This window comes from Marvinbryantia sp. (assembly GCF_047017445.1).
Taxonomy (GTDB): Bacteria; Bacillota; Clostridia; order Lachnospirales; family Lachnospiraceae; genus Marvinbryantia.
In genome coordinates, this window is the sequence record NZ_JBKXTT010000019.1 from 20,494 (window position 1) to 46,020 (window position 25,527).

Sequence of the window (25,527 nt, forward strand, 5' to 3'; positions counted from 1 at the left end):
AAAGTAATAAAAAAATCTTGCTCGCCGATTCAGTGGCAAGCAAGAATGGTTTTCGCTATTCAAGTTTCTTATAGATTAGGATCGCAACAACTTCAACTGTAAGCACAATATCATAAATCCATTGAATACAACAGGCGGTTGTAATATAGTTTACGGTTATATGGGAAGATAGTTTTGCAAATCCATTCACAAGAAGAATAAAAACAATCATGGCGATAATACTTGCTTTTCCGATGATAGCACGCCCTCTTTCATCTCGTGATGATTTAATGAGGAACAATACAATCAGGGCAACGGTAATCGGCAACCCATACCACGCTCCTACAATAAGCAACGTTCTGTTGCTAATGATTTCATTTATTAAGGCAATCATTTTTCTACCTCCGAAAAATCAAATAAATCTTCAATCGTGACATCAAAAACCTTTGCAATACTGTATGCCAGCAGCATAGAGGGATTATAACGGTTCCGCTCAAGCTGCATAATAGTCTGACGGGATACACCAACTAAATCGGCAAGTTCTTGCTGTGTCATTCTCTTTGTAGCCCGGTAAACATGAATTTTGCTTTCAAACCTGTATCTGTCTTTACTTGCCACTAGTACACCGCCTTTCTTGATTTTTTTTACTGCTACATAGATTCGAGTATAACATATTTCTTGCATTTTGTGAAATAAAGATTTTGCGATATTTACGGAATAGCAGGCGGCCGAGAAATGGGGCATTTCAGATAGGGGAGGTATTTTATGTTCAGAGGGGAAGATTTTGGGCGTTACCCGTGAAGGACGCAGTTGGAAAATTCCTGCAGATGCGAAGAAACCAGAGGACGGCGCCGTACATATCAATACCTAGATTGGAAAATACAGAAAAAAGGCAGTTGCAGAATTGTCTTCTCTTTATGAGAACAGGGACAGGCAGTCAGAAACGCATCTGCTTGGCTGACAGGGCTTCCCGGAGCTGCAGAAACAGGCCCCGGGGAAATATTTACTGGCAGAGTTTTTCAATGGCTTCTTCTTTGGTCGGCACAAAGAAGAAACTTCTGCCGTGATTGCTCTCATAGATAAAATCATGGAGCGGCTTGCTGGTGTAGCCGGAGTAATCACCGACAAAGGCTGCGCGGATACCGTAATTTGTGAATTTCTGGAGGATTTCCCCGGCAAGCCCCGTACTGAGGATGAAGAAATCACCGCATATGGATGCCTTGTCCAGAATTATGGAGGTGCATCCGGTTTCGTATTTTACAGTAGCAGCAAGGTCCAAAGCACTCTGCACGTCTGTAATCAAAAGTTCTTTTTCCGGAATCCATGCAATGTGGGTTCCGTTCTTCTCTAATTGTTGAATTGTCATCTTTATAGTCTCCTTTTTAAAATTTTCGATAAAAAAAGACCACATGAGCAAAGAAATTCTTTACCGATGTGGTCTTAAATATAAATCTATTTGCCAGCCACACGGATACAGCACAAGAAGCGTCCATATCCGTGAATGAGATTCATGGATAGAACGCTAACAATCTGCCGCTTCCTTTAAGTTGGTGAATAGACTCCTGTACATACTGTTTACCTGCCTTTTTCCGTATGTCCATTAACTTATCATAGCTGTCTGGAATTGTCAACAGGATATGATAGACGAAAAGCAGACTAAGTGTAGATAAAGTGTCTTTTGATTGATACGGCAGCCTTTTTCTGCTATACTTTGGAATGGGAAAGGCTGCGGTCTTTTCCTTACAAATCAGTATTTGTCAAGATAATCGAAGGAGGATACAAATGCTTATATTGTTGCAAATTGTGCTGTACTGTCTTTTGTTTATTCTTCCCGTAAAATGTGCGGTAGGAAACAGTGGCCTTAATTGTCTCTATTTTTATCCAAAAGAATATATAGATGAAGCATGTAAACGGGGAATTGCAAATAAAGATGTCATAATGAAAAAAGGAAAACTCTTTATGATACCATTTTGTATTGTCTTATTTATGGCTTTGGTCATGATTATTTCTGTTTGGAATCATGTTACAGATTTTAAAACTGCATATATTCAAGCATATCTGTTTCTGGTGGTTATGAATTGGTTTGATGGTATTGTCCTTGACAGGCTGTGGGTAGGCCATAGTAAAATTTGGATTATTAAAGGTATGGAAGATGTTCCTTATATTAAATCCTGGAAAAATGTAATAACAAAAAGAGGAATGGCTACAATCATATATCTAATCTTTGCACTTGTGATAGCTGGTATTGTGGTGTTAGTTGGGAAAATTTGATTTTAAACATAGCAGCAAAAATAGAAAAACAAGGATACAAATTTCAGCTTTTAGAGCTGAATTCCCCCAAATATAAAGGAGAAGATTGTGCCACTTAATATAGCAGAAACTTTTGAATTGTTGTTTGATAAAAATAATAATACCGCATATAAAGCATTACAGGAGCTGCAAAAAGAAAGTCTAACTATTAAAAGTCAAGACCCAAAATGAAAATTTTTGCATGAATTGCAGAAATACATTTCGGATTAATCAGTACCTTGAAAACTGCATGACAAATAGAGCATCGTTTCCGGTGCTCAAAAAAAGGAGATATGAGATTAGCGTTTATTCCTTCCGATTATAGGGTTGTCCTGTTCTTTCCATTTGGTAAATAACCCGTACCAGTTTCTTGGCGGCATGGGATATGGCAACATTGTAGTGTTTCCCTTCCGCACGCTTCTTTGCAAGGTAAGCAGCAAAGGTGTCATCCCATATACAGACAAATTTTGTGGCGTTAAACAGCGCATAACGGAGGTAGCGGGAACCGCGTTTTTCCATATGGGAATAACTACCGTCAAGCTGGCCTGACTGGTAAGTAGAGGGCGAAAGCCCCGCATAAGCAAGTATCTTATCAGGTGAGCTGAAACGATTAAAATCTCCAATCTCAGCAATAATCATGGCACCCATCCGGTAGTTGATACCGGGGATGGAGAGGATCGGCGAGTGAATACTGTCCATAATGGATTGGATGGAGGTTTCTATCTCGTCAATCTCAGAGGTTAGTTCTTGAATGAGCCTGATTGTATGCTTTAGTTCAAGAGATTTGGCAGGCATACTTGATCCTATGGATTGTCTGGCGGAGTTTCGGATTTCTATCGCTTTTTCTTTGCCGTAATGCCCTTTAGAGGCATTTTGCAGCAGCTTTGTGAGGTGTGTCAGATGGCAGGAGGCAATCTGAGAGGAGGAAGGAAGCTCAGCGAGGAGTGTATACACAGAAACCATATGGAGAGTAGGAACAATTTTTTCCAGTTCCGGGAAAAGGATATTTATGAGCCGGGAAACAGAAGTTTTCAGCTTCGCCCGTTCTTTTACCTTATCAAACCTGTATCTGGTTAATGACTTAAGTTCTTCGTTGTGATAAGATGTGTCTGAGTAGGACTGTAAGTTTACTCCAGACATCATCATAAGAGCAATCGTACGAGCATCTACCTTGTCTGTTTTCGTCTGTCTAAGACTGAGACTTTTACGGAACAGATTGGTATGTAAAGGGTTGATGACAAAGGTGGGGAGACCTTTATCAATGAGAAATCCTAACAGATTGTAATTGTAGTGTCCGGTGGCTTCCAGTCCTACTTTTATGTTAGAAAAATCATTTGTCAGGGAAGAAATCTTTTGATAGAGGTCATTAAAGCCATCCGCATTGTTTGGAATGGTAAATGCATTGAAAAGTATTTCACCTTCTGAGTTTGTGATAAAACAGTCGTGTTTGTCTTTTGCGACATCAATCCCGATATAAATCATGGCAAATCTCCTTTGAGTAAATTTGACGCTGTTTTAGAACCACAGATGCTCTTTGCAGTTGTGAACTCGTTCTAAATAAACCGTCATGCGGTATCTAACTGATTAACAATCAACCAAAGAGACTGTGGCTGGACACTTTCTGAAACCATCGAGTGGTAGTGAGGAAACACCAGTCCACAGCATCTTAATTATCATAGCCATACCTGTAGAAAAGGTAAAGAAAGACTATGAGAAAATAGTATCCAGACCTTGGAGAGGGTCTATAAACACTACTACTTTATAATACGAGTGAGGAAACGGATTGCGTTTATGCTTACATGGATAGGTTAGGCGATATGCTTGGCAGTGATAATTCTTATATCCGTACCAGAGGGCTTGTGCTGCCTGCCTGTAATGCGAAATGGGATAAAGATAATAAGATCGATGAGATTATTGACGAATATTTGAGACATATAACGGATGTTAAGCCGATTACGGCAAGACAGTGCATAAAGATGCTGCCTGTGATCGCAAGGGAGAAGCCGGAGTTAAGAAATGATATTTGTTCGGCGCTGCAAAAGGCGGATGTATCTTTTTATGATGACAGTATGCAGCCGTTGGTTTATAAGGATATCCGAAAGGCGTTGAAAGAGATACAGAAATTATAGGCAGATGCAAATTTGGTTTTTAGCGGGAGTAAATCCTGCTGAAAATAGAAAAAGCAAAGATAAAAACGCAACGTGCATCCTTTGGATGTGCCAGAGCCGGTAGGGCGCACAAGGTCTGGGAGACCTTGGGTTTGCGCCGACCGAAGCGGAGCGTAGACCCCGGCCGTCCTGATGGTATCAGGGTAAGTAACCTGCCCCTCCTGGGTTGTCCGTTCTTTGTTCATAACACATTTAAGGAGGGTTTCATTATGGACAGAGGAAAGGCAGGCTTGACGGTATTTTTTGAGGGGCCGTTCTGGGTCGGTGTATTTGAGCGGATTGAGGATGGGAAACTTTCGGTATGCCGGGTGGTCTTTGGGAGCGAACCCAGGGACTATGAGGTGTGGGATTTTGTCCTCAAAAATTATTACAGCCTGAGATTCAGTCCGACTGTTGAGGTGGCTGTGAAAGACAGCAGGATCAATCCGAAGCGGAGGCGGAGGGAGGCTGTGAGGCAGACCATGCAGGCGGGGATAGGCACAAAGTCCCAGCAGGCGCTGCAGTTGCAGAGGGAAGAAAGGAAGACGGAGCACAGGCAGGTCGACAGGGAGCAGAGGGAGGCCAGAAAAGAGCGGATGTTTGAGCTGAAACAGCAGAAACGGAAGGAGAAGCACAGGGGCAGATAGGTTTCCTGTGTTTCAAGTATAGTAGTATCAATGGGCATCAGTCAGAAATGGCTGGTGCTTTTTGCGTGGAAAGGGGTTTGATTCTAAATGCCAGGTGGGCGTGGATAAATCCCAGTGGATCGTGGTCCGGAATACCCATGAGGGAATCGTGACACAGGAGGAATTTGACCGGGCAAATGCCAATATGAGGGACGTGGTGCAGGGAAAGTAAAAGAACCCGTCCACAAAGAAGAATTTTTCCGTGATCGTATGCCCGTACTGCGGGCTGACACTCAGACCGAGAAAGCGGCAGGACGGTTTTATGTACTGTCCTACAGGGAGGATGCGCCGGGACAGCCCATGCAGTGAGGTAAGGATACGGAAGGATGTGGCGGAGCAGACACTGGTGGAGCTTGTACGGACGCAGGCACAGCTTCTTGTGAAGGCGGAACAGATGCTGAAGGAAAAGAAGAGTAAGCCGAAGAAAAGCAGGGATGTCGGGAGCATGAGGGCAGAGATCAGGCGGCTGGAGTTATCTGCGGCAGCGGCGGAACTGGAAGTACAGGAGCTTGTGGAAGATGACAGCCAGCGGAAATATGGTGAAGTATTTGGAATAAAGGAATATCTGCATCTGGAACGGTTTGATAAAACGGTGATGGCATCTTTGATCGAGAGCGCTAAAGTGATGGGCGAGGACAGGCTGGAAGTAACCTGGAAGCATCAGGATGTTTACGAAAAGATTTTAGGTGAAATGCAGGGATAGTGATGGTATAATGAGGATGTCTGCCGGAAGGCAGGCATCCGGAAAGGATGGATGGGATGATTTACATAACGGGAGATACCCATGGGCAGTTCGGACGCATAGAGACATTCTGTGAGAGGTTTGGGACAAGCCGTGAGGATGTATTGATTATTTTAGGCGATGCGGGGATTAACTTTAGCGGATGGAACCGGGACTGTGTAAAGAAAAGGTTCCTGGAATCCCTTCCGATCACGTTTTTCTGCATCCATGGGAATCATGAGCAGAGACCGCAGACCATAGACAGTTATCGGGAAAAGCAGTGGCACGGCGGTACTGTGTATTATGAAGAAGAGTATCCGGATCTGCTTTTTGCGAAGGATGGGGAAGTGTTTGACCTGGATGGGAAGCAGACCATTGTCATGGGCGGAGCATACAGTATTGATAAAATGGTTCGGTTGATATATGGATATGGCTGGTGGCCGGATGAACAGCCGTCTGATGAAATCAAGCGGCATGTGGAGAGCCAGCTTGATAAGCTGGGATGGAAAGTGGATGTGGTGCTGAACCATACCACGCCGTTGAAATATGAGCCTGTGGAAGTGTTCCTGCCCGGGGTTGACCAGAGTAAGGTAGATAAGACTACGGAAGAGTGGCTGGATGGGATTGAGGATAAGTTGGAATATCAGAAGTGGTACTGCGGGCATTATCATACGGAGAAGAAGATTGACAAGTTGGAGATAATGTTTGAGAATTTTGATGTGTTTTGTGGAGCGAAGAATTAAGGAGTGCAAAAGATATGGAAAAAATAGTGTCAAAGATAACTGCGTTGGGAGTACCAGGGGTGGTTTTGCTTCTAGCCATGTCAGCAACTGGACTGTCAGGGGCGGCAGCTATCACTGCTGCGTTGGCGGCTTTAGGTCCCTTTGGTATGCTGGGAGGAATTGCCACGTTAGGGATACTTTCATTGATTGCACAGGGATTGACGGAATTTGGATTTGATGCTATTTTTACAGCAGTTGTAAAAGAACTTTATAAAAAGGGAGAGAGCAGGGAATCCATCTTGGAGAAAATTGAAAAGTATCCCGTCTCAAAAGCTCTGAAAAGGAAGCTAAAAGAAGAGTTGGACAAAGTATCATGACAGAAAAAGTTGAAAATTTTTTTGTCCCATACTTGACATGAGCTGAGGGCAACACCAGAACGACTGCAGTATTCTTCATAAAATATCTGCGCACGTTGGGGTTTGACGTGACAAATGACATTTTTGCCGAGAATGCATGGTATTTCCGGAATTCATTGGTCAGGGCAAACTATAACGATCTGAAAAATGGCATTCATGAAACGACAGAGTACCTTGAATTGTTTTTGCGCAATCTCCTCTTGAATGAGAACAATCCACTTCATAACCGGACATTGCATATTAGCGGAACATTCAAAGAAATAGAAAAACCGGACATTGATGCGTTAAAACCGGATATTGATGCGCTAAAACCGGACATTGAAAATTCTTTTCGGCCGAAAACAGCAAGCCATATATTGAAGCTTCGTGAAGCATTTTCGGGTCAGACAATCTTTGGACGGTCTGATGTGATGCTGGTGATTGATATTAAAGCATCCAGAGCATCTGACCTTTTGAAGGAAATGGCTGAGCACGGAATCATTGAGCCAGTGTCCGGGCACGGGAAAGGCAAGTATCGATTCCGGAATCAGAAGAGTTGAGATGATGGGATTTCAGACTTAAAATAAACCAATACATGTTTGTTTACCATTATCTTAGCAAAGGGGCAATACCTCCATTAAAGAAGAAACTATGAGACGGGCGATTGAACGTTCAAAATTAGACAGAGAAATGAATGCTGAATTGGTAGAAACGATGTGGGAGCAATTTCATAACCTTGGATTTTATGAGCAAAATGTTATAGACACAACAAATCTTTCAATTACAGATACAGTTTCCATGATTAAAGAGAAAATCACAAATAAAACAACTCTGCTCCCTCCAATCCTGTAAGCTATGATAGAATATTCGCAGTAGTAAAACACTCTCGTTCTTACTACGATTTTACTACGTTTCATGGCCCGGGCTTGCCCCATTTTACTGCATTTTGCTTATTCTGTGGCAGGTTTAACAATCTCAGAGCAAAATTTAGGGTCGGCAAATCGGGGCAGACATACGCATTTTAGGAGAAATTTCGGTTATGATAAAAGTATTATCAACAAAGCAAGTGCGGATTCAATGTATAGTCTTGCCAGGGCTTTGGGCTGCACAATGGAAGATTTGATTGAGCGATAATCAAAATTTATGGAATAAAATCTATGTTTATAAGCATCTATCAGAAGAGCAGTGGTAGGTGTTTTTCTTAAGGAAGGCTGCACCAAATCAATGGCAGTAACACACCCGTTTTGAAGAAATGGGCGGTACATATGAGCGGCAGGCTCAATAACCACCTTGCGGAGATAGATGGAGAGGCGCAGGAACGCTTTGAAGCGCTCATAGAGCAGAGGAAACAGGCACAGGGTATTATGGAACAGCTAAAAGCTGAAAATGGTGTAGAATGGACAGGAAAAATTCAATGTGTAAACGAACAGTAGAGTTAAAAGACACTCAGCTAAAAAGAAAATAAACAATTCATCAATTGAAAAAACATAAAAGCGCTGTATACTTGTAGCAGGAGGTGATTCTGTGAAAAAATCTTCTTTTGAAAAAGTCATCTGTATGCAATTTGATTTTTTAATGAAGTTGGTCATTCAAAGAACGAAAATTTCTTACTATAGAGAAAGTTATCGACGTTCCCGACATGAGAAATTATTTTGTGATATAACTGATTTTGCACTAGAAAAAACTGGGTACTATGACAATTATCCCAGTGAATTTATAATGTTTTCTGTATTTGATTATGACATTTATGTATCTAATAAAAAGCTAGGGAAGGCACTAAAAGAGTTGTCTGAAAGACAACGTAATATCGTCTTATTATTTTATTATCTTGATATGTCGGACGCTGAAATTGCTATGTCCTATGCTATTTCGCGTTCTTCTGTTTATCGCAACAGAAAGAAAGCTTTAAACAATTTAAAAATATTAATGAAAGGATAGAATAAGTAATGAATCAAACAAATAAATATCCGCCCTATGCAATAATTGATAAGGCTGTTAATGGAGATGAATCCGCTATCACGTTACTGCTAAAATATTATGAAGCATACATATCAAAATTGTGTCTGTGACCTAACAAGGGGGCACAAAAAACTGGAAACCTTATCCTACAAGGTACAAAAATCCTTGTATTTATAAACGAAATCGGCATTTTAACAGGTGTGATAAAAAAGTTTCTGATATTACTATGAAAACTGAATATTGTAGCATGAAAGACAGTTGATTTTTAATAAGTTGGCTGTCTTTTTTTATTGATTTTATACAGGCGATTATCCATAAGCGATAGTTGCCTTTTTGATTGGAGGAATGAATATTGAACAATGATGATTTTATCAGAGAATTAAAGCTGAAACGTGAAGAATACGGAGTATCACAAAATAAGCTGGCGGTTGCCTGCGGTATCACTCGTGAGCATTACAACCGCATTGAAAAAGGGAAACTTCCATTGACGGAAAAACTCAAGGAAACTTTAACAAAGGAAATCGAGCGTTTCAATCCGCAAGAGCCATTGTTCCTGCTGATTGATTACTTTCGTGTCCGTTTCCCCACGACAGACGCATTAACGATTATAAGAGATATTTTACATATCAATCCAAAATATATGCTCCATGAGGACTATGGAAAATACGGATATGAAAGCCAGTATGTTATTGGTGATATTACCGTACAGTGTTCACAGAACATACAGTTAGGAGTTTTGATTGAATTAAGGGGCAAAGGCTGTCGGCAGATGGAAAGCTATCTGTTGGCACAGGAAAGAAGCTGGTATGATTTCATGCTGGATTGTCTGACTGCTGACGGTGTAATGAAGCGGATTGATCTCGCTATCAATGACAGAGCAGGAATATTGGATATTCCCATGTTAAAGGAAAAATACAAGGCTGGTGAATGTATCTCCTACTTTCGTAGTCAAAAAGACTATGGCGGTTCACAAAAATGCGGTGATGATGTTCCAAAGAATACAGGGGAAACGCTCTATCTCGGTTCAACCAACAGCCAGCTCCATTTCTGCATTTATCAGAAGAATTATGAGCAGTATGTAAAGAATGGTGCAGATATTGAAGATACGGAGATTAAAAACCGTTTCGAGATACGATTGAAAGATGACCGAGCTATTCATGCGGTCATGGATTTACTGACTTATCGTGACGTGGAGCATACCGCCTTTTCTATCATCAACCACTATCTGCGTTTTGTGGACAAAGAGGACGGAAAGCCAAAGAGCAAATGGAAACTCAATGCCGACTGGGCATGGTTTATCGGGGAAAATCGGGAAAAACTGAAACTGACGACACAGCCTGAACCATATACGCTGGAACGGGCGTTGCAGTGGCTACACAGACAGGTTGCGCCTACGCTAAAGATGGTGGCGGAACTGGATAAGCAGAACCATACAACGATACTGCAAGATATGATTGAACATACAGAGTTAAAAGAAAAGCATAAACACCTGTTGCAATTAGAAAAATCAGATATAAAAGAAAGGGTTGATACCGCTGTTCCGAGGGAGAATGACGGTATTTTTTAGTGCATGGAGAAAAAATTTTTAAAATGAGTTGCAAATCAAGGTTTCGTGTTGAGTGTTATACAGAAGAAAATCATTCTTTTATCTGTCCAGCTTAACAAATGATACGTTTCATTCCCTATATGAAGCGGAAGAAAAAACAGGAAAATATTCATTTTCTGCAACAATTTTGCTTTGCATGGGTAGCTAGTGAGTGAAAGGAAATCTCTATATTTTTCTGAAAATGGCAACAAATCACGCTTTTGTGTCGAGTGTTGGTCGGAAAGAAAAAATGATTGATGATTGCCATTTTATCCGTTCCATGCGTACTAATAACGGAATAGGTGATTTTCTTCTTTCCAGTGTTCTTTGACAACTGAATAAAGCAGTCAGATACGTTAGACAATCAGCGAGCCTTTGGAGCCGATACGCCATGACCTTATCTAAGCGAGCGAACCACTGTCAGCGTCCATGAGGAAGATTTGTCCTCTTTCTTCGCCATGACCTGTTCTGTCTGATAATGATACTCCCGTACAGCCACAGCTTGAGCGTTGAAAGCGTCGCACGCAATGGGTACGGTTGCATGAGAACCATGCAGAGGTGAAATTCCTGTGGGTAATGACAAATACCGTTTGACTGCTTAAAAAATATCGAAAGAAAGGGGGAATGTATTATTGATAATGATGTAAAAAATCAAAAAAAGGCGAATCAGCAGACAATGAAAATTGCCAGCAGACGAACAACAAAAATCGTTGTAAAAGAGCATTTTTCAAAACAGGGAAAAACAATGGAAGAACTTTTAACTGATGTCATGTTAGAAAAAGCAAAGCAAACAATCGCATAAAAAGAGCGCTGTTGTAAAAATAGATTGAATGAGAAAAACAACCCATGTTATACTTTATCTGCAAGCAGGTATTGTAAGCATGGGTTGGTTATAAAGGAGGATAACTGACAGATGAAACAACAGATTTACAATACCGCACTTTATCTTAGGTTGAGCCGAGATGATGAATTACAGGGTGAAAGTTCCAGCATTACCACACAGAGAAGTATGTTGCGTCTTTATGCGAAAGAACATCATTTGAATGTCGTTGATGAATATATTGACGATGGCTGGTCGGGAACAAATTTTGAAAGACCGAGTTTCCAAAGAATGATTGAAGATATAGAAGCAGGAAAAATCAACTGTGTTGTTACGAAAGACCTTTCCCGTCTTGGCAGAAACTATATTATGACTGGGCAATATACAGAATTGTATTTCCCAAGTCATAATGTCCGTTACATAGCGATTGATGACGGTGTAGACAGCGAAAAAGGTGAAAGTGAGATTGCACCATTTAAAAATATCATCAATGAATGGGTTGCAAGAGATACAAGTCGTAAGGTCAAATCAGCGTTTAAAACAAAATTTGCAGAGGGTGCTTATTATGGTGCGTATGCTCCGTTAGGATATAAGAAACACCCGGACATCAAAGGGAAACTGCTAATTGATGATGAAACAAAGTGGATTATCGAAAAAATCTTTTCGCTAGCCTATCAAGGCTATGGAAGTGCAAAAATCACAAAGATACTCCGAGAGGAACAGGTTCCTACTCCTGCATGGTTGAATTTCACAAGATACGGTACATTCGCACATATCTTTGATGGTCAGCCTGAAAGCAAGCGTTATGAATGGACAATCGCCTATGTCAAGACGATATTAAAAAATGAAGTCTATATCGGAAACAGCGTACATAACCGACAGTCTACGGTATCGTTCAAGAGCAAGAAGAAAGTACGTAAGCCAGAGAGTGAATGGTATCGAGTAGAGAATACGCATGAGCCGATCATTGACAAGGAAGTGTTCTATCGTGTGCAGGAACAGATAAAATCAAGACGTAGACAGACAAAAAATAAGGAAACACCGATATTTGCAGGACTTGTCAAGTGTGCTGACTGTGGCTGGTCTATGAGATTTGGAACGAATACATCAAATAAGATACCATACAGTTATTACGCTTGCAGTTTCTACGGACAGTTTGGCAAAGGCTACTGCTCCATGCACTATATCCGTTATGACGTACTTTATGAAGCTGTATTGGAACGATTACAGTATTGGGCGAAGGCTGTTCAGCAGGACGAAGAAAAAGTCTTGAAAAAGATACAGAAAGTCGGCAATGCAGAGCGAATAAGAAAAAGACAGCTAAGTTAAAGAAAGCTGAAAACCGTCAAAATGAAATTGACCGCTTATTTGCGAAAATGTATGAGGACAGAGCCAGTGAGAAGATAACGGAGCGAAACTTCATTATGTTGTCGGGCAAATATCAACAAGAACAAATCGAGCTGGAAAATGAGATAAAAAACCTAAGAGAAGAATTAAATAAAATGGAGCAGGATATGATTGGTGCTGAAAAATGGATTGAGTTAATCAAGGAATATTCCGTACCAAAAGAACTGACTGCACAATTATTAAATGCCATGATAGAAAAAATCCTCATTCATTCGGCAGAAACCAATGAGAATGGGGAACGAATACAGGAAATCGAGATATATTACCGATTTATTGGCAAAGTCGATTGATGAACAAGAGCAATATTTTTAACTAAGGGAAAGCGGAATTGGATTTCCAGATATAAAAACGATTGAGCCATTGGCGGAGGCGTTAGGTGTAAGCGTCCTTGAAATCATGCAAACAAATAGGAATGAAAAGAATGGTTGTTCCGAAAAAGATGCAGTTGAACTTATGAAATTTACAGCAGAGGTTGCAATGAAAAATAGAAAACAGGAACTTACCGCAACTGTTTTGGCTGCTTTTACAATTATCGTAGTTGGTGTCCTTTCATGGGTTGCGGGGTTTGGAAATTTTGGAGGCTCTTTTTTCTTTGGAGCAATTGTATCTGTTGCGGAAGTCGGAATCTATTATTATATGGATGGCAGGGATGATGCAGATAATAGGAAAATTTACGCAATCATTAGTTGTATAGTTATAGTTATAATCGGTCTTCTGATGATCCCCATAGTGTCAAATCGTTAAGAATATCTAATAAAGTTACACCACCGCCGGTACATAACGGTTTGTATCAAATCCTACTGGCGATGAAATATCTGCGTTCATCCGATGAGGAGTGGACAATATTTGTGGATGCTTTCGATAAGCTGATTCAAAATAATATTGGTGTAGTCAGTCTTACAGCAATGAATCTTCCGGCGGATTGGAAAGCACATTTAAGTGTATAAATGAAGTAGAACTGCATAAAATAGTAAAGCAGACCTAACCAAGCTTTTTTGCTCAAACCGGTTAGGCTTTCGGCGGAGTGTTACGATAAGCACTTCGCCTTTTTTATGGGATAATATTCTGGAATAAATGAGTTGATTCAGGAGGAGCCTATGAAAATTTCACGATTAATCATAAAAAATTATAGAAATTTGAAAAATGAAAGATATGCCTGGAACTACAGGCGGAAGCAGTTAAGAAACTTCCGCGGGAAAAGATCCCAGGCGATATAGCCGTAGCTGCCTTTTTCGTCCTGGAACAGAAGGAAGATGTCGGTTTCGTGTCCTTCGTTGGAGCTTGCGGAGACAGGAATTTCCCAGACTGTCAGCGTGCTGCCGTTTCCGTAGTCAAGTATCGCAGACGGCGCCCCGGAGGGAAGCGCTTTTTGAATGCGTCCCTCACCTGCATTTGAGACGAGCTGATAAATTTGGTAGGCGCGCTCTTTGTCCAGCGATCTGGTTTCTCCGCTTACGCTAATCTGCAGAGTGCCGTTGCGGTAGGCGTAGGCAGTGCTGTTGGAAAGACGTCCGACGTAATCCCAGTAGTTTCTCTGATAACGGCCTGCAAAGCCGACAGAAAGAGCGAAAGCGGCGATAAGCAGCGCGCACACGGCAAGCCCGATCCAAAGAGCTAAATTTCCTTTGCTGCGTGCACCGCGCTTCACATTTGCATACATATTATTTGTCATAACTATACCCCTCGTCTTATTTATGAAACAATTCTCAGATAAAATTTCCAGATATGATAGTATTTACTGCATAAATCATACCATGAAAGTCTGCGACAGGTAAACGGTATTTTTTTAAATGTGGTGGCGTGCCGGCGTATTTTGCGTTACAATGAAAATAATTATTAAAATTCGACTGATCAACATTCTAAAAAGGGAGAGACAAAGGTATGATTTTATATTTTTCCGGAACAGGAAACAGTGAATACGCCGCAAAGAGAATCGCTGCGGTGACCGGTGACGGCGTATTAAATCTTTTTCAGAAGCTTCGCAGCGGAGATCATGCGCCGCTGGATTCAAAACAGCCGTGGGTGGTTGTCACGCCGACCTATGCGTGGCGTATTCCGCGTCTGGTGACGGACTGGATTGCAAAGACAGAGCTTCGCGGGAGCAGGGAAATCTATTTTGTGATGACCTGCGGCGGAAATATCGGCAATGCCGGACAGTACCTCAAAAAGCTCTGTGCAGACAAGAATTTGCAATATCGGGGCTGCATGGAGGTTGTTATGCCGGAAAATTATATTGCGTTGTTTTCCACGCCGACGCGGGACGAGGCGGAAAAAACAATCCGGGCGGCGCAGGGCGCGATCGCTGCGGCTGCCGCGGCAATCTGTGAGCGCAGGCCGTTTCCGGAGCCGAAGATAACCCCGATGGACCGCATAAGCAGCGGCATTGTGAACGATGTTTTTTATCCGATGTTTGTTCATGCGAAGAAATTCCACGCGACAGACGCCTGTATTTCCTGTGGGCAATGCGTGAAGCTGTGCCCGACGAAAAACATCCGTCTGAGGGACGGCAGACCGGTGTGGAAAAACCGGTGCACACATTGCATGGCCTGTATCTGCCGCTGCCCGGCAGAGGCAATCGAGTACGGAAAGCATTCTAAGGGACTGCCGCGCTATGTGTTCCCGAAGGATTTCAGGGAACAGGAAGAGGAAAACAATATATAATGGTTTCTTGATCAAGGGTTTTTGTTTGTACCATCCGTTATCCCAGTGTATCCCAGGCTTCAGAGAGCCGGGACAGGAACAGTAGGGCGGTACTTGCAGGGGAAAGGGATTATGAATGTAGTTATTTGCGATGATGAAAAAAGTACCTGTGCAGAAGTGGAAAATGTAATCAGAGCGTATGCGGACGAACGGAATGTGAAGATGGAGGTGGATATCTTTTTCAGCGGGAGCACCCTGACAGCATATTTAGAAAAAGGGGGAGTTTTGGATATTCTGTTTCTGGATATAGAGATTCCGGGGAAAAATGGTGTGGCAGTCGGAAACTATATACGAAGTGTGTTGGATAATGATCAGATATTTATTGTTTATATATCTTCAAAAACACAATATGCATTACAGCTTTTTCAAAACAGACCATTTGATTTTCTGGTTAAGCCTTTGAGCAGAAAAAAGATTTACCGTGTACTGGACGGAATTTACCGGATAGTGGGAAAAAGCAATCGTGATTTTGAATACCAGAGCAATGGAAGCATTTATCGGATTCCATATAAAGATATTCTCTATTTTCAAAGTGATGGAAGAAAAATACATATTGTAACAGAGCGGGAAAGAAGAAGCTTTTACGGAAAACTGACGGAGGTGGAGAAAAGAGTCCCGGAATTTTTATTTATGAACATCCATAAATCTTATCTGATTAACTTTAATTATGTAAAGGAATACACTTATGAAACGGTACGGATGCTGAATGATGATGTTTTGAGTATAAGTAAAATGAACAGGGCGTCAATACGCAGGAAAGTTATGGAGAGAGAAGCAGATGAATTTAGAAGCGGCTAATGTATTGCTTGGCGTACTGGGAAACGCAGTGCGTTTTTATGCTATAAAACGGCTTATAGAGCTTTTCCTTGGAAAGAATAATAATTGCTGGAAATATACATGGGTGTTGTATGTTGCAGCCTGTTGCTATACAAGTGCAGTATATGAAATTTTCAAGTCTCCGGTATGGAATATTTTTTCGAATCTGACAGGGTTATTATTAGTTACCTTTCCCTATAAGACTAAATTATCAAGAAAAATGTTCTTTGTTTTTCTGATATATATTATAAATGGTGCTGTGGATGGTGTTATAGTGTTTTCTTTTACAAGATATGTGACAGGAGAATCCTTTAATCAGATTTATGAATGCATTACCAGTCTTGTAATATTATTGATTACATTTATACTCGAAAAAACTGTCCAGACAGAAAGGAAAATAGAACTGCCGTTATTTTATGTGATGATTTTGGGAGCCGTTCCAGCGGCAAGTATTGCTTGCGTGTATTATCTTGCACTGACAGAGACAGAGCGAAGACAAACAGTAGTTGTAGTTTCGTCTCTGATCCTGCTTGTTAATATGATTATTTTTTACTTATATAATGCGCTTGCGCAGTTTTATTCTGAAAAAATCGAAAAGCAAATGTTTGAGCAGATGGTGAACGTGTACGAATACCAGTTGGATATTGTACAAAAATCGCAGGAACAGATAAATGCTCTTCGGCACGATATGAAACATCATATTATTGAGCTGTCATCAATGATAAAGGAGAAAGAAAATCCGGAAGCAATAGCATATTTAGAGGATATGCGAAAATTTATGCTGAATCCGCAGGAGTACGTTTCGACAGGCAACAGAGAGATTGATGGAATATTGAATTACCTGCTGAAAGATGCAGATAAAACACTGGAACACGTAAACATAAATATCAGAATGCCGGAAAAAATTTATGAAAAGGATTTTGAAATTTGTGTAATACTGGGAAATCTGGTCGATAATGCCATTCGTGAAGCGCGCAAATCAGAAGAGAAATATCTGGAAATAGATATCCAGACAAAAAAAGGAATTTTATTAATATTTATAGAAAACAGCTATTCGGGAGAAGTAATTGAACAGGACAATCAGTTCAAAACTTCACAAAAGGGGATTGCGATTCATGGAATCGGGCTTGAAAATGTAAAAAAGATTGTGGAGGAAAATGGTGGAGAGATTTATATAGATTATGGAAACAATAGATTTAAAGTAAAAGTATTATTATATTTAACAGGTATAAAATAAAATTATCAAAAAGGAGACAGTGCGCCTCCTTTTTGTGCATTAGGGGTATATTTCGACAGAATTATAGCCCTTTTATTACATTGCAGAAGATTTGGAAAAATATTGTGGTATGATTCAGACATCAAAAAAAGAAAGGATAATGTGATATGAGTAAGATAATATCCCAATATGGTAAAAAAGCAATAAGATTTCTGGCAAAAAAAGCAGCGGAGAGAGATGCTAATACAAGCTGTCCTCTTTGGGGATATCAGCCCGAATTACCGGAAGCTGTAAAGAAATTGAAAAAAGAAACGGTATATAAAAAAGAAAACTAAAAAATGATGCGAAGATGTGATGAATTTTCAAACAGGTTACTGCTACAAATAAGTGAGAACGAAGACGAATGTGAGATACTGTGTTATGGGTTACATCAGATATTGATAATAACAGTAAATTTATTGTCAGTATTAGTCTGCGGAATCTTATGGGATGAATTGCTTTTTAGTACTTTTCTTTTTCTCTGTCTGTTTTTTCTGCGTCCGTATGCAGGCGGATACCATGCGGACACAGAAAGCAGATGCTATGTAATATCTGTTGGCGTAATGAATTTAGCGATGGTTGGAAATAAGGTTTTGAGAATTCCGACTAGTGCTATGATTTTAATATATTTTATTATGGTTCAAGTTATATGGAAAAATGCTCCGGTAGAAAATAATATAAATCCGTTGACGGAAGCAGAAAAAAGAAAGTATTCGGGAAAAGCAAAACGAATCATAATTATTTACAGTGTCATAGCCGGATCTGCAGTATGTGCAAATAACGTTTTGGTGTATAACGTTGTTTTTTATGGTATAGCAATAACAGCGTTTTCTGTTCTTGTTGGGCAGTATAAGTACTATTAGGAATATAGTGAAGAAAGTTGTGAAATAACTGTGAGTATTATTTTTGCGATGATCAATATAGTATTCAATTGGTGGCATTGATATTCGGGACATATGAATTGGTAAAGGTAGTAGAATATCTGGTTGAAATTTTAGCAAATTTTATAAACATAAATAAAAGACTGGAGGGGATTCCAATGTACAGTATAGAATTGATTTATAAAATAAAATGTGGAATAAACACAAAAAACGTATCTACATACTGAACCACATTAAGCGTATTCCTGCTTGAGTAGGAAGGCGCACTTGCACATCAACAAGCAAATAGGGGCATTTAATACTAATGCCGGGATGTCTTAATGATTAAGTTTGTTGTAACACAAAAACTTGAGGCTGTGTACTATATGTGCCGCAATTGAAAGGTGGCGGAATGGAGATTATCATGAGGAAAAAAATATTAGTTTTTTTAAGCGTAGTGTGCTTACTTTTGGGTTTAAGCATTCATGTTTTTGCAGCAGATAAAATTACAAATGTGGAAGATGTTCAAAATGAGATGGAAAGATTTATAGATAAGACACCGCTTCCGATGAAAGTTGACGGACTTTCTATTTCATTGAGAAACGACGTAGATTTAAACGGATACACAGAAGAAGAAATTTGCGAATTACTTGGAAAAGATCTGGAGCAAATGAAAGAAATAATGTCTTCTGGATATTATAATTTAATAGAAAAACCGCAAACTAGATTGGCAAACAAAGGCGGCGGCGAGTATACTGCAGAAGTATGGGCCGGAGTACCGGCAGTGGGCTGGAGTACCGTAAAGCAAGATTTCAGAGCATCTATTTCATCCGGAAAAGTAAAATCAATTACTTTTTTAGGGGATGGATATATGGATGGGGTTTCATGGGGGCAGTATAATCATATCCGTTCTTGGTATGAGATCTATAGTAGTAGTACAAAAGTAGATATAAAGATTAAAGGAAACATTAACTATTTGCTTAACTTAGTAAATGCAAATTATGAAGCCACATTCTTAGAAGAATTGGAAGTTTCTGGAAACTCATTAGTAAGGCAATGGTAATGAAAAGAATATTTGTGGTTCTTGTTTTGTTTATTGTGGTTTCCGTTATAGGATTTGTTTCGTTTTTGAATAAAACGAGAGGAGTAAATGCTGGCGCATTTATTTTTCCAGGAATTATTTCGATAATTCTTTTAAGATATTATCTACGAAACAGATGATAGAATAAGGATGTTTCAAGAAGAAATTTAGAAACAAAATAAAGTATTTTAAAAAGTCAGCTTTGATTAAGTATTTATACAGTATTAACAAAGCTGGCTTTTTTGCGTGGAGTTAAAAATGCAATGAGCGACGTGTATAAAAATACACTGAGTTTTATACCGGTAGAGCAGCTTCAGAAGCAGATAGGCACTAACGGGGCAGCAGTTTGGGACTTGCCCCTTCCGTTATCCCGGTGTATACTAGGAATCAGAGATCATGCGGTATGCATGGGAAAGGACGAAAGCAGGATGTACAGAGATCATACAAAGGTAGTAAAGATCGGTGACTGCGCCATTGGCGGCGGCAATCCGATTAAGATACAGTCGATGACGAACACGAAAACGGAGGATGTGCAGGCGACGGTGGCACAGATCAGACGCCTGGAGGCGGCGGGCTGCGAGATCATCCGCTGCACGGTGCCGACGATTGAGGCGGCGAAAGCGGTGGCGGAGATCAAAAAGCAGATTTCAATCCCGCTGGTTGCGGATATCCATTTTGATTATCGGATGGCGATCGCGGCGATCGAGAACGGGGCGGATAAGATCCGCATCAATCCGGGAAATATCGGCGGGGCGGACCGCGTGCGCGCAGTTGTGGACGCCGCGCGGGAGCGCAATGTGCCGATCCGCGTGGGTGTGAACAGCGGCTCGCTGGAAAAAGAACTGGTGGCAAAATACCACGGCGTGACGGCGGAGGGGCTTGTGGAGAGCGCCCTGGATAAGGTCCACATGATTGAGGAGCAGGGCTACGATAACCTGGTCATCAGCATCAAATCCTCGGACGTCATGATGTGCGTGCGTGCGCATGAATTGATCGCTGAAAAGACAAACTATCCGCTGCATGTGGGCATCACGGAGGCGGGCACGCTGCTGTCCGGCAACATCAAATCCGCCATCGGTCTGGGGCTGATTTTGTCGCAGGGCATCGGCGATACCATCCGCGTTTCCTTAACGGGTGATCCGGCAGAGGAGATCAAATCGGCGAAACTGATCCTGCGCACCCTCGGGCTGCGCAAGGGCGGCATCGAGGTGGTGTCCTGTCCGACCTGCGGGCGCACCAGCATCGATCTTATCGGGCTGGCGAACCAGGTGGAAAACATGGTGGCGGACATCCCGCTGGACATCAAGGTGGCTGTGATGGGCTGCGTGGTGAACGGACCGGGAGAGGCGAGAGAGGCGGACATCGGCATTGCCGGCGGCAAGGGCGAAGGTCTGCTGATCAAAAAGGGCGAAGTGGTGAAGAAGCTGCCGGAGAGCGAGCTTTTGGGCGCGCTTCGCGAAGAGCTTTTGAATTGGGAGAAATAAGAATGGAGAGAGCTTTCACGGAAGTTTTTCCGGGATTGAAGGTAAAAGATGAGGTAAATGATCTGCTGACAAAGGTAACGGTTGCGAAAGTGACCGTTACTTCTGCGAAGGACTTTCTGCGCGTATTTATTGTCAGCGAGGTCTGGATACATAAAAAATTCATCTATGAGATCGAGCAGGCGATCAGCGAGCAGTGCTTCGACGGCAGCGATATGACGGTGAAGGTCATCGAAAAATTTCATCTGTCGGGGCAGTACACGGCGCAGAATCTGTTTCCGGTGTACAAGGACAGTATTCTGCTGGAGCTGCGCAACTACAGCATGTTCGAGTATAATCTGCTGCGTCATGCCGAGTGCGATTTTCCGGCGCCGGACAGTATGCATATGACGATCGAAAAATCTGTCATTGCGCACGGAAAGGCGGAGGAGCTGGTCCGCATTCTGGAGAAGGTGTTCTGTGAGCGCTGCGGTCTTTCCCTGAAGATCACGCTGGAGGAAAAAGAGGCGAAGGAGAGCCGGGCGCGCCGGAACAGCGACGTTATGATCGAGCAGGAGGTGCAGGCGATTGTGGACCGCGTGCGCAAAAATAAGCAGGCGGCGGAGGCGGACGAGCTGATGATCGGCGATGAACCGGCGGCGCAGCCGCGCGCACAGGCGCAGACGGCAGGCGCACCGCAGGCAAAGAAGCCGGCAGGAGGACAATTTGCAAAAGGCGCGCAGGGCGGCGCGCCGCAGAAGGGCAATGGCGGCGGAGAATACGGCAGGGACGGCGGACGCGGCGGCTTTGTACGCAAGGGCGAATACCGCCGGCCGCTGCGCCAGTCGGACAACCCGGACGTCTTATATGGAAGAGACTTTGAGGATGAACCGATCCCGATCAGCAGCATCGAGCATGAGATGGGCGAGGTGGCGATCCGTGGGCAGATCCGCGCGCAGGAGATGCGCGAGCTGCGCAATGAAAAATTCCTCATGATCCTGGAGGTGACGGATTTTACCGACACGATCGTGGTAAAACTGTTTTTGCAGGCGGAGCAGGCAAAGGCGCTCGGCGAGACGGTGAAAAAGGGCGCGTTCGTCAAGGTGAAGGGCGTCACGAACATTGACCGTTTCGACAGTCAGCTCGGCATCGGTTCGGTGACGGGTATCAAGAAAGCGTCAGATTTCCGTGTGGGAAGAATGGATACCTATCCGCAGAAGCGGGTGGAGCTGCACTGTCACACAAAGATGAGCGATATGGACGGCGTCTCCGAGGTGAAGGATATCGTGAAGCAGGCGTACAAATGGGGACATCCGGCGATCGCCATCACAGATCACGGGGCGGTGCAGGCGTTCCCGGACGCCAATCACGTCATCGAGGACATTGACCGCGCTTACCGGGACGCTTACAAGGAGGATCACCCGGAGGTGACGAAGGACGAATTAAAGAAAATCTCCCATCCCTTCAAGGTGTTATACGGGGTGGAGGGTTATCTGGTCGATGACCTGCAAAAACTTGTCACAAATTCAAAAAATCAGGTGATTGAGAGCACCTGCGTGGTGTTCGACCTGGAGACGACGGGCTTCAGTCCGACGCAGAACCGCATCATCGAGATCGGTGCGGTGAAGGTGGAAAACGGTGAGATTACCGACCGCTTTTCGACCTTTGTTAATCCGCAGGTGCCGATCCCGTTCCGCATCGAGCAGCTCACCAGCATCAATGACAACATGGTGATGGACGCGCCGACGATCGAGGAGGTGCTGCCGAAGTTTCTTGATTTCATCGGCGACGCAGTGCTGGCGGCGCACAACGCCTCCTTCGACGTCAGCTTTATCGAGGAAAATATGCGAAGGCAGGGATTGTGGCGCGATTTTACCTACGTGGATACGGTGGCGCTTGCCCGCGTATTGCTGCCGCAGCTCAACCGTTTTAAACTGGACACGGTGGCGAAGGCGCTGCATGTGCAGCTTCAGCATCATCACCGGGCGGTGGACGACGCCGAGTGTACGGCAGGTATTTATCTGAAATTTATGGAAATGCTGAAACTGCAGGGGGCAGAGAACTTCGATGCGGTCAATGAGCTTGGAAGCGCCTCGCTCGACCAGATCAAGAAGCTGCCGACGTACCATGTGATTATTCTGGCGAAGAACGACGTCGGGCGGGTAAATCTTTACCGGCTGGTTTCTTTTTCGCATCTGCAGTATTATAACCGGCGGCCGCGTATTCCGAAGAGCGCCTTAAATCAGTATCGCGAGGGGCTGATCGTCGGTTCCGCCTGCGAAGCGGGCGAGCTGTTCCGGGCGGTGCTGGAGGGCAAAAGCGAACCGGAGATTGCCAGGATCGTCGACTTCTACGATTATCTGGAGATCCAGCCGATCGGGAACAACGCCTTTCTGCTGCGCGAGGACAACGACATCAATTCCGAGGCGGATCTGCAGGAGCTGAACCGGAAGATCGTCCGGCTGGGCGAGCAGTTTAACAAGCCGGTGGTGGCGACCTGCGACGTTCATTTCCTGAACCCGGAGGATGAGGTCTACCGCCGCATCATTATGGCGGGCAAGGGCTTTAAGGACGCCGACCAGCAGGCGCCGCTGTTCCTGCGCACCACCGAGGAGATGCTGAAGGAATTCGCCTACCTCGGCAGTGAGAAGGCGGAGGAGGTCGTCATCACAAATACCAATAAGATCGCCGATATGTGTGAGAAGATCTCGCCAGTGCGGCCGGATAAATGTCCGCCGGTCATCCCCGATTCGGATAAGACCCTGCGTACCATCTGCTATAACCGTGCGCATGAGATCTACGGCGAGGAGCTTCCGCCGATCGTTACCGAGCGTCTGGAGCGCGAGCTGAATTCCATTATTTCCAACGGCTTCGCGGTTATGTACATCATCGCCCAGAAGCTGGTGTGGAAATCGAACGACGACGGCTATCTGGTTGGCTCGCGCGGTTCCGTCGGCTCGTCCTTCGTCGCGACGATGGCGGGGATCACGGAGGTGAATCCGCTGAGTCCGCACTATTACTGTGAGGATTGTCACTACTATGATTTTGATTCCGAGGACGTGAAGGCGTATGCCGGGCGCGCCGGGTGCGACATGCCGGATAAAAACTGTCCGGTCTGCGGGGCGCCTCTGCGCAAGGAGGGCTTTGATATCCCATTCGAGACGTTCCTTGGCTTTAAGGGAAACAAGGAGCCGGATATTGACCTGAACTTCTCCGGCGATTACCAGGGCAACGCCCACCGCTACACCGAGGTGATCTTCGGCGAGGGGCATACCTTCCGCGCCGGGACGGTCGGCACGCTGGCGGATAAGACGGCGTTCGGCTATGTGAAGAAATATTATGAGGAGCACGGGCAGCGCAAGCGCGTCTGCGAGATCAACCGTATTGTAGAGGGCTGCGTGGGCGTGCGCCGCACCACCGGGCAGCATCCGGGCGGCATCATTGTGCTTCCGCACGGCGAGGAGATTTATTCCTTTACGCCGATCCAGCATCCGGCGAACGACACGGAGACGGATATCATCACGACACATTTTGATTATCACTCTATTGACCACAACCTCTTGAAGCTGGATATTCTCGGACACGATGATCCGACGATGATCCGAATGCTGGAGGATCTGACCGGGCTGAACGCAAAGGATATCCCGCTGGACGATAAGAGCGTCATGTCGCTGTTCCAGAGCACGGAGGCGCTCGGCGTCACGCCGGAGGAGATCCTGGGGTGTCCGCTCGGTTCTCTGGGTATTCCGGAGTTTGGAACGGATTTTGTTATCCAGATGCTTCAGGACACGAAGCCGCAGAGCTTTTCCGACCTTGTCCGCATTTCCGGGCTGTCGCACGGTACCGACGTGTGGCTCGGCAACGCGCAGACACTTATCCAGGAGGGCAAGGCGACCATCGCCACCGCGATCTGTACGCGTGACGATATTATGACGTATCTCATCCGCATGGGGCTTGACAGCGAGCAGTCGTTCACCATTATGGAGAGCGTGCGAAAGGGCAAGGGCCTGAAGCCGGAGTGGGAGAAGGAAATGAAGGAGCACGATGTGCCGGACTGGTATATCTGGTCGTGCAAGAAGATCAAGTACATGTTCCCGAAGGCGCACGCGGCGGCATACGTTATGATGGCGTACCGCATCGCCTACTGCAAGGTGTACTATCCGCTCGCTTATTATGCGGCGTATTTCAGCATCCGCGCGTCGGCGTTCAACTACGAGCTGATGTGCCTCGGACACGAGCGGCTGCTGGCGCATATGAAGGAATACAAGAAAAATTACGATTCGCTGACGAAAAAAGAGCAGGATACCTACAAGGATATGAAGAGTGTGCAGGAGATGTATGCGCGCGGCTTTGAGTTTATTCCGATCGACATCAACCGGGCGGACGCCAGCCGCTTCCAGATCATCGACGGCAAGCTGATGCCCTCCCTGTGCAGCATCGACGGTCTTGGCGACAAGGCGGCGGAGGCGGTCGTGGAGGCGGTAAAAGACGGCCCCTTCCTGTCAAAAGACGATTTCTGGCAGCGCACCAAAGTGCCAAAGAGCGTCATCGACGTGATGTCTGATCTGGGGCTTTTGGGAGACCTGCCGGAGACAAATCAGCTATCGCTGTTTGACTGACGCAAGGCGGTATTTGACATTAAAGA

Annotated in this window: 26 protein-coding genes and 4 pseudogenes; 25 read left to right on the forward strand and 5 right to left on the reverse strand. The window is 44.0% G+C overall.

Features of this window, described 5'->3' with window-relative positions:
- Positions 1-55: 55 nt before the first annotated feature.
- The 3 genes from ACLU9Q_RS17210 to ACLU9Q_RS17220 form a co-directional block, all read right to left on the reverse strand.
- Complete coding sequence (locus tag ACLU9Q_RS17210) at positions 56-373, reverse strand: hypothetical protein (RefSeq protein WP_006860705.1); 318 nt, start codon at positions 371-373, stop codon at positions 56-58.
- A complete protein-coding gene (locus ACLU9Q_RS17215) occupies positions 370-597 on the reverse strand; it encodes a helix-turn-helix transcriptional regulator (protein WP_296838289.1) in 228 nt (75 codons plus the stop codon). The genes ACLU9Q_RS17210 and ACLU9Q_RS17215 overlap by 4 nt, the downstream gene beginning before the upstream one ends.
- A gap of 385 nt (positions 598-982) precedes the next feature.
- A complete protein-coding gene (locus tag ACLU9Q_RS17220; protein WP_296838286.1) occupies positions 983-1,345 on the reverse strand; it encodes a DUF4180 domain-containing protein in 363 nt (120 codons plus the stop codon).
- A gap of 416 nt (positions 1,346-1,761) precedes the next feature.
- Here ACLU9Q_RS17220 and ACLU9Q_RS17225 point away from each other — a divergent pair, with 416 nt between their 5' ends.
- Together ACLU9Q_RS17225 and ACLU9Q_RS17230 are read left to right on the forward strand one after the other, a co-directional pair.
- Positions 1,762-2,250, forward strand: coding sequence for a hypothetical protein (locus tag ACLU9Q_RS17225; protein WP_296838283.1), 489 nt, complete (start codon positions 1,762-1,764; stop codon positions 2,248-2,250).
- Between the two features lie 87 nt (positions 2,251-2,337).
- Positions 2,338-2,460, forward strand: a complete 123-nt coding sequence (locus ACLU9Q_RS17230; protein ID WP_412625684.1) for a hypothetical protein — start codon at positions 2,338-2,340, stop codon at positions 2,458-2,460.
- A gap of 114 nt (positions 2,461-2,574) precedes the next feature.
- Here the strand turns inward: ACLU9Q_RS17230 and ACLU9Q_RS17235 are convergent, their stop codons facing one another.
- Positions 2,575-3,750, reverse strand: a complete 1,176-nt coding sequence (locus ACLU9Q_RS17235) for an IS110 family transposase (protein ID WP_412625685.1) — start codon at positions 3,748-3,750, stop codon at positions 2,575-2,577.
- Positions 3,751-4,067: 317 nt separating this feature from the next.
- Between ACLU9Q_RS17235 and ACLU9Q_RS17240 the strand changes: the two genes are divergently transcribed.
- The 15 genes and pseudogenes from ACLU9Q_RS17240 to ACLU9Q_RS17310 all read left to right on the forward strand — a co-directional run bounded on the left by ACLU9Q_RS17240 (position 4,068) and on the right by ACLU9Q_RS17310 (position 13,454).
- On the forward strand, positions 4,068-4,397 hold the full coding sequence (locus tag ACLU9Q_RS17240) for a SufBD protein (protein WP_412625687.1): 330 nt from the start codon (positions 4,068-4,070) through the stop codon (positions 4,395-4,397).
- A gap of 248 nt (positions 4,398-4,645) precedes the next feature.
- Positions 4,646-5,062 carry a YjdF family protein gene (locus tag ACLU9Q_RS17245; RefSeq protein WP_296834872.1) on the forward strand — a complete coding sequence of 139 codons (417 nt, stop codon included), beginning with the start codon at positions 4,646-4,648 and terminating at the stop codon, positions 5,060-5,062.
- Positions 5,063-5,123: 61 nt separating this feature from the next.
- Positions 5,124-5,273 (forward strand): recombinase family protein, encoded by a 150-nt coding sequence (locus tag ACLU9Q_RS17250; RefSeq protein ID WP_296834874.1) that lies wholly within the window; start codon positions 5,124-5,126, stop codon positions 5,271-5,273.
- A 30-nt stretch (positions 5,274-5,303) separates the two neighbouring features.
- A complete protein-coding gene (locus tag ACLU9Q_RS17255; RefSeq protein WP_412625689.1) occupies positions 5,304-5,804 on the forward strand; it encodes a zinc ribbon domain-containing protein in 501 nt (166 codons plus the stop codon).
- A 56-nt stretch (positions 5,805-5,860) separates the two neighbouring features.
- Entirely contained in the window at positions 5,861-6,565 is a 705-nt protein-coding gene (locus ACLU9Q_RS17260) for a metallophosphoesterase family protein (protein ID WP_296834878.1), read from the forward strand.
- 14 nt (positions 6,566-6,579) lie between these two features.
- Positions 6,580-6,921: a hypothetical protein gene (locus tag ACLU9Q_RS17265; RefSeq protein ID WP_296834880.1), complete on the forward strand. Its 342-nt coding sequence runs from the start codon at positions 6,580-6,582 to the stop codon at positions 6,919-6,921.
- A 44-nt stretch (positions 6,922-6,965) separates the two neighbouring features.
- Positions 6,966-7,499: pseudogene (locus ACLU9Q_RS17270) on the forward strand (cell filamentation protein); the annotation flags it as partial.
- Positions 7,500-7,578: 79 nt separating this feature from the next.
- Positions 7,579-7,791 (forward strand): annotated as a pseudogene (locus ACLU9Q_RS17275) (hypothetical protein); the annotation flags it as partial.
- Positions 7,792-8,207: 416 nt separating this feature from the next.
- Positions 8,208-8,372 (forward strand): annotated as a pseudogene (locus ACLU9Q_RS17280) (TnpV protein); the annotation flags it as partial.
- 91 nt (positions 8,373-8,463) lie between these two features.
- Positions 8,464-8,877, forward strand: coding sequence for a sigma factor-like helix-turn-helix DNA-binding protein (locus ACLU9Q_RS17285; protein ID WP_296834882.1), 414 nt, complete (start codon positions 8,464-8,466; stop codon positions 8,875-8,877).
- An 8-nt stretch (positions 8,878-8,885) separates the two neighbouring features.
- Positions 8,886-9,008: a helix-turn-helix domain-containing protein gene (locus tag ACLU9Q_RS17290; protein WP_412625690.1), complete on the forward strand. Its 123-nt coding sequence runs from the start codon at positions 8,886-8,888 to the stop codon at positions 9,006-9,008.
- A 242-nt stretch (positions 9,009-9,250) separates the two neighbouring features.
- Positions 9,251-10,465 carry a replication initiation factor domain-containing protein gene (locus tag ACLU9Q_RS17295; protein ID WP_296834884.1) on the forward strand — a complete coding sequence of 405 codons (1,215 nt, stop codon included), beginning with the start codon at positions 9,251-9,253 and terminating at the stop codon, positions 10,463-10,465.
- Positions 10,466-11,066: 601 nt separating this feature from the next.
- Positions 11,067-11,285: a tRNA wybutosine-synthesizing protein 3-like protein gene (locus tag ACLU9Q_RS17300; protein WP_412625694.1), complete on the forward strand. Its 219-nt coding sequence runs from the start codon at positions 11,067-11,069 to the stop codon at positions 11,283-11,285.
- Between the two features lie 111 nt (positions 11,286-11,396).
- A pseudogene (locus ACLU9Q_RS17305) lies at positions 11,397-13,000 on the forward strand (recombinase family protein).
- Positions 13,001-13,070: 70 nt separating this feature from the next.
- On the forward strand, positions 13,071-13,454 hold the full coding sequence (locus tag ACLU9Q_RS17310) for a hypothetical protein (RefSeq protein WP_296834887.1): 384 nt from the start codon (positions 13,071-13,073) through the stop codon (positions 13,452-13,454).
- A gap of 418 nt (positions 13,455-13,872) precedes the next feature.
- Here ACLU9Q_RS17310 and ACLU9Q_RS17315 read toward each other — a convergent pair whose 3' ends face one another.
- Positions 13,873-14,382 (reverse strand): hypothetical protein, encoded by a 510-nt coding sequence (locus tag ACLU9Q_RS17315; protein WP_296834889.1) that lies wholly within the window; start codon positions 14,380-14,382, stop codon positions 13,873-13,875.
- Between the two features lie 209 nt (positions 14,383-14,591).
- On the opposite strand from ACLU9Q_RS17315, the gene ACLU9Q_RS17320 reads away from it, so the two are divergent.
- From ACLU9Q_RS17320 to ACLU9Q_RS17355, 8 genes are all read left to right on the forward strand, one after another.
- Positions 14,592-15,371 (forward strand): EFR1 family ferrodoxin, encoded by a 780-nt coding sequence (locus tag ACLU9Q_RS17320; protein ID WP_296834891.1) that lies wholly within the window; start codon positions 14,592-14,594, stop codon positions 15,369-15,371.
- 111 nt (positions 15,372-15,482) lie between these two features.
- A complete protein-coding gene (locus ACLU9Q_RS17325; protein WP_296834893.1) occupies positions 15,483-16,208 on the forward strand; it encodes a LytR/AlgR family response regulator transcription factor in 726 nt (241 codons plus the stop codon).
- The gene (locus ACLU9Q_RS17330) at positions 16,189-17,463 is read left to right on the forward strand and encodes a sensor histidine kinase (RefSeq protein WP_296834895.1); all 1,275 of its coding nucleotides are present in this window, start codon (positions 16,189-16,191) and stop codon (positions 17,461-17,463) included. Before ACLU9Q_RS17325 ends, ACLU9Q_RS17330 begins: the two co-directional genes overlap by 20 nt.
- Before the next feature lie 146 nt (positions 17,464-17,609).
- Entirely contained in the window at positions 17,610-17,777 is a 168-nt protein-coding gene (locus tag ACLU9Q_RS17335; protein ID WP_296834897.1) for a cyclic lactone autoinducer peptide, read from the forward strand.
- Positions 17,778-17,780: 3 nt separating this feature from the next.
- Complete coding sequence (locus ACLU9Q_RS17340; RefSeq protein ID WP_296834900.1) at positions 17,781-18,344, forward strand: accessory gene regulator B family protein; 564 nt, start codon at positions 17,781-17,783, stop codon at positions 18,342-18,344.
- Positions 18,345-18,753: 409 nt separating this feature from the next.
- Positions 18,754-19,404: a hypothetical protein gene (locus tag ACLU9Q_RS17345; RefSeq protein WP_296834902.1), complete on the forward strand. Its 651-nt coding sequence runs from the start codon at positions 18,754-18,756 to the stop codon at positions 19,402-19,404.
- A gap of 446 nt (positions 19,405-19,850) precedes the next feature.
- Positions 19,851-20,906 (forward strand): flavodoxin-dependent (E)-4-hydroxy-3-methylbut-2-enyl-diphosphate synthase, encoded by a 1,056-nt coding sequence (gene ispG / locus ACLU9Q_RS17350; RefSeq protein WP_296834904.1) that lies wholly within the window; start codon positions 19,851-19,853, stop codon positions 20,904-20,906.
- Between the two features lie 2 nt (positions 20,907-20,908).
- Entirely contained in the window at positions 20,909-25,501 is a 4,593-nt protein-coding gene (locus ACLU9Q_RS17355; RefSeq protein WP_298515347.1) for a PolC-type DNA polymerase III, read from the forward strand.
- The last annotated feature ends 26 nt before the right edge of the window (positions 25,502-25,527 follow it).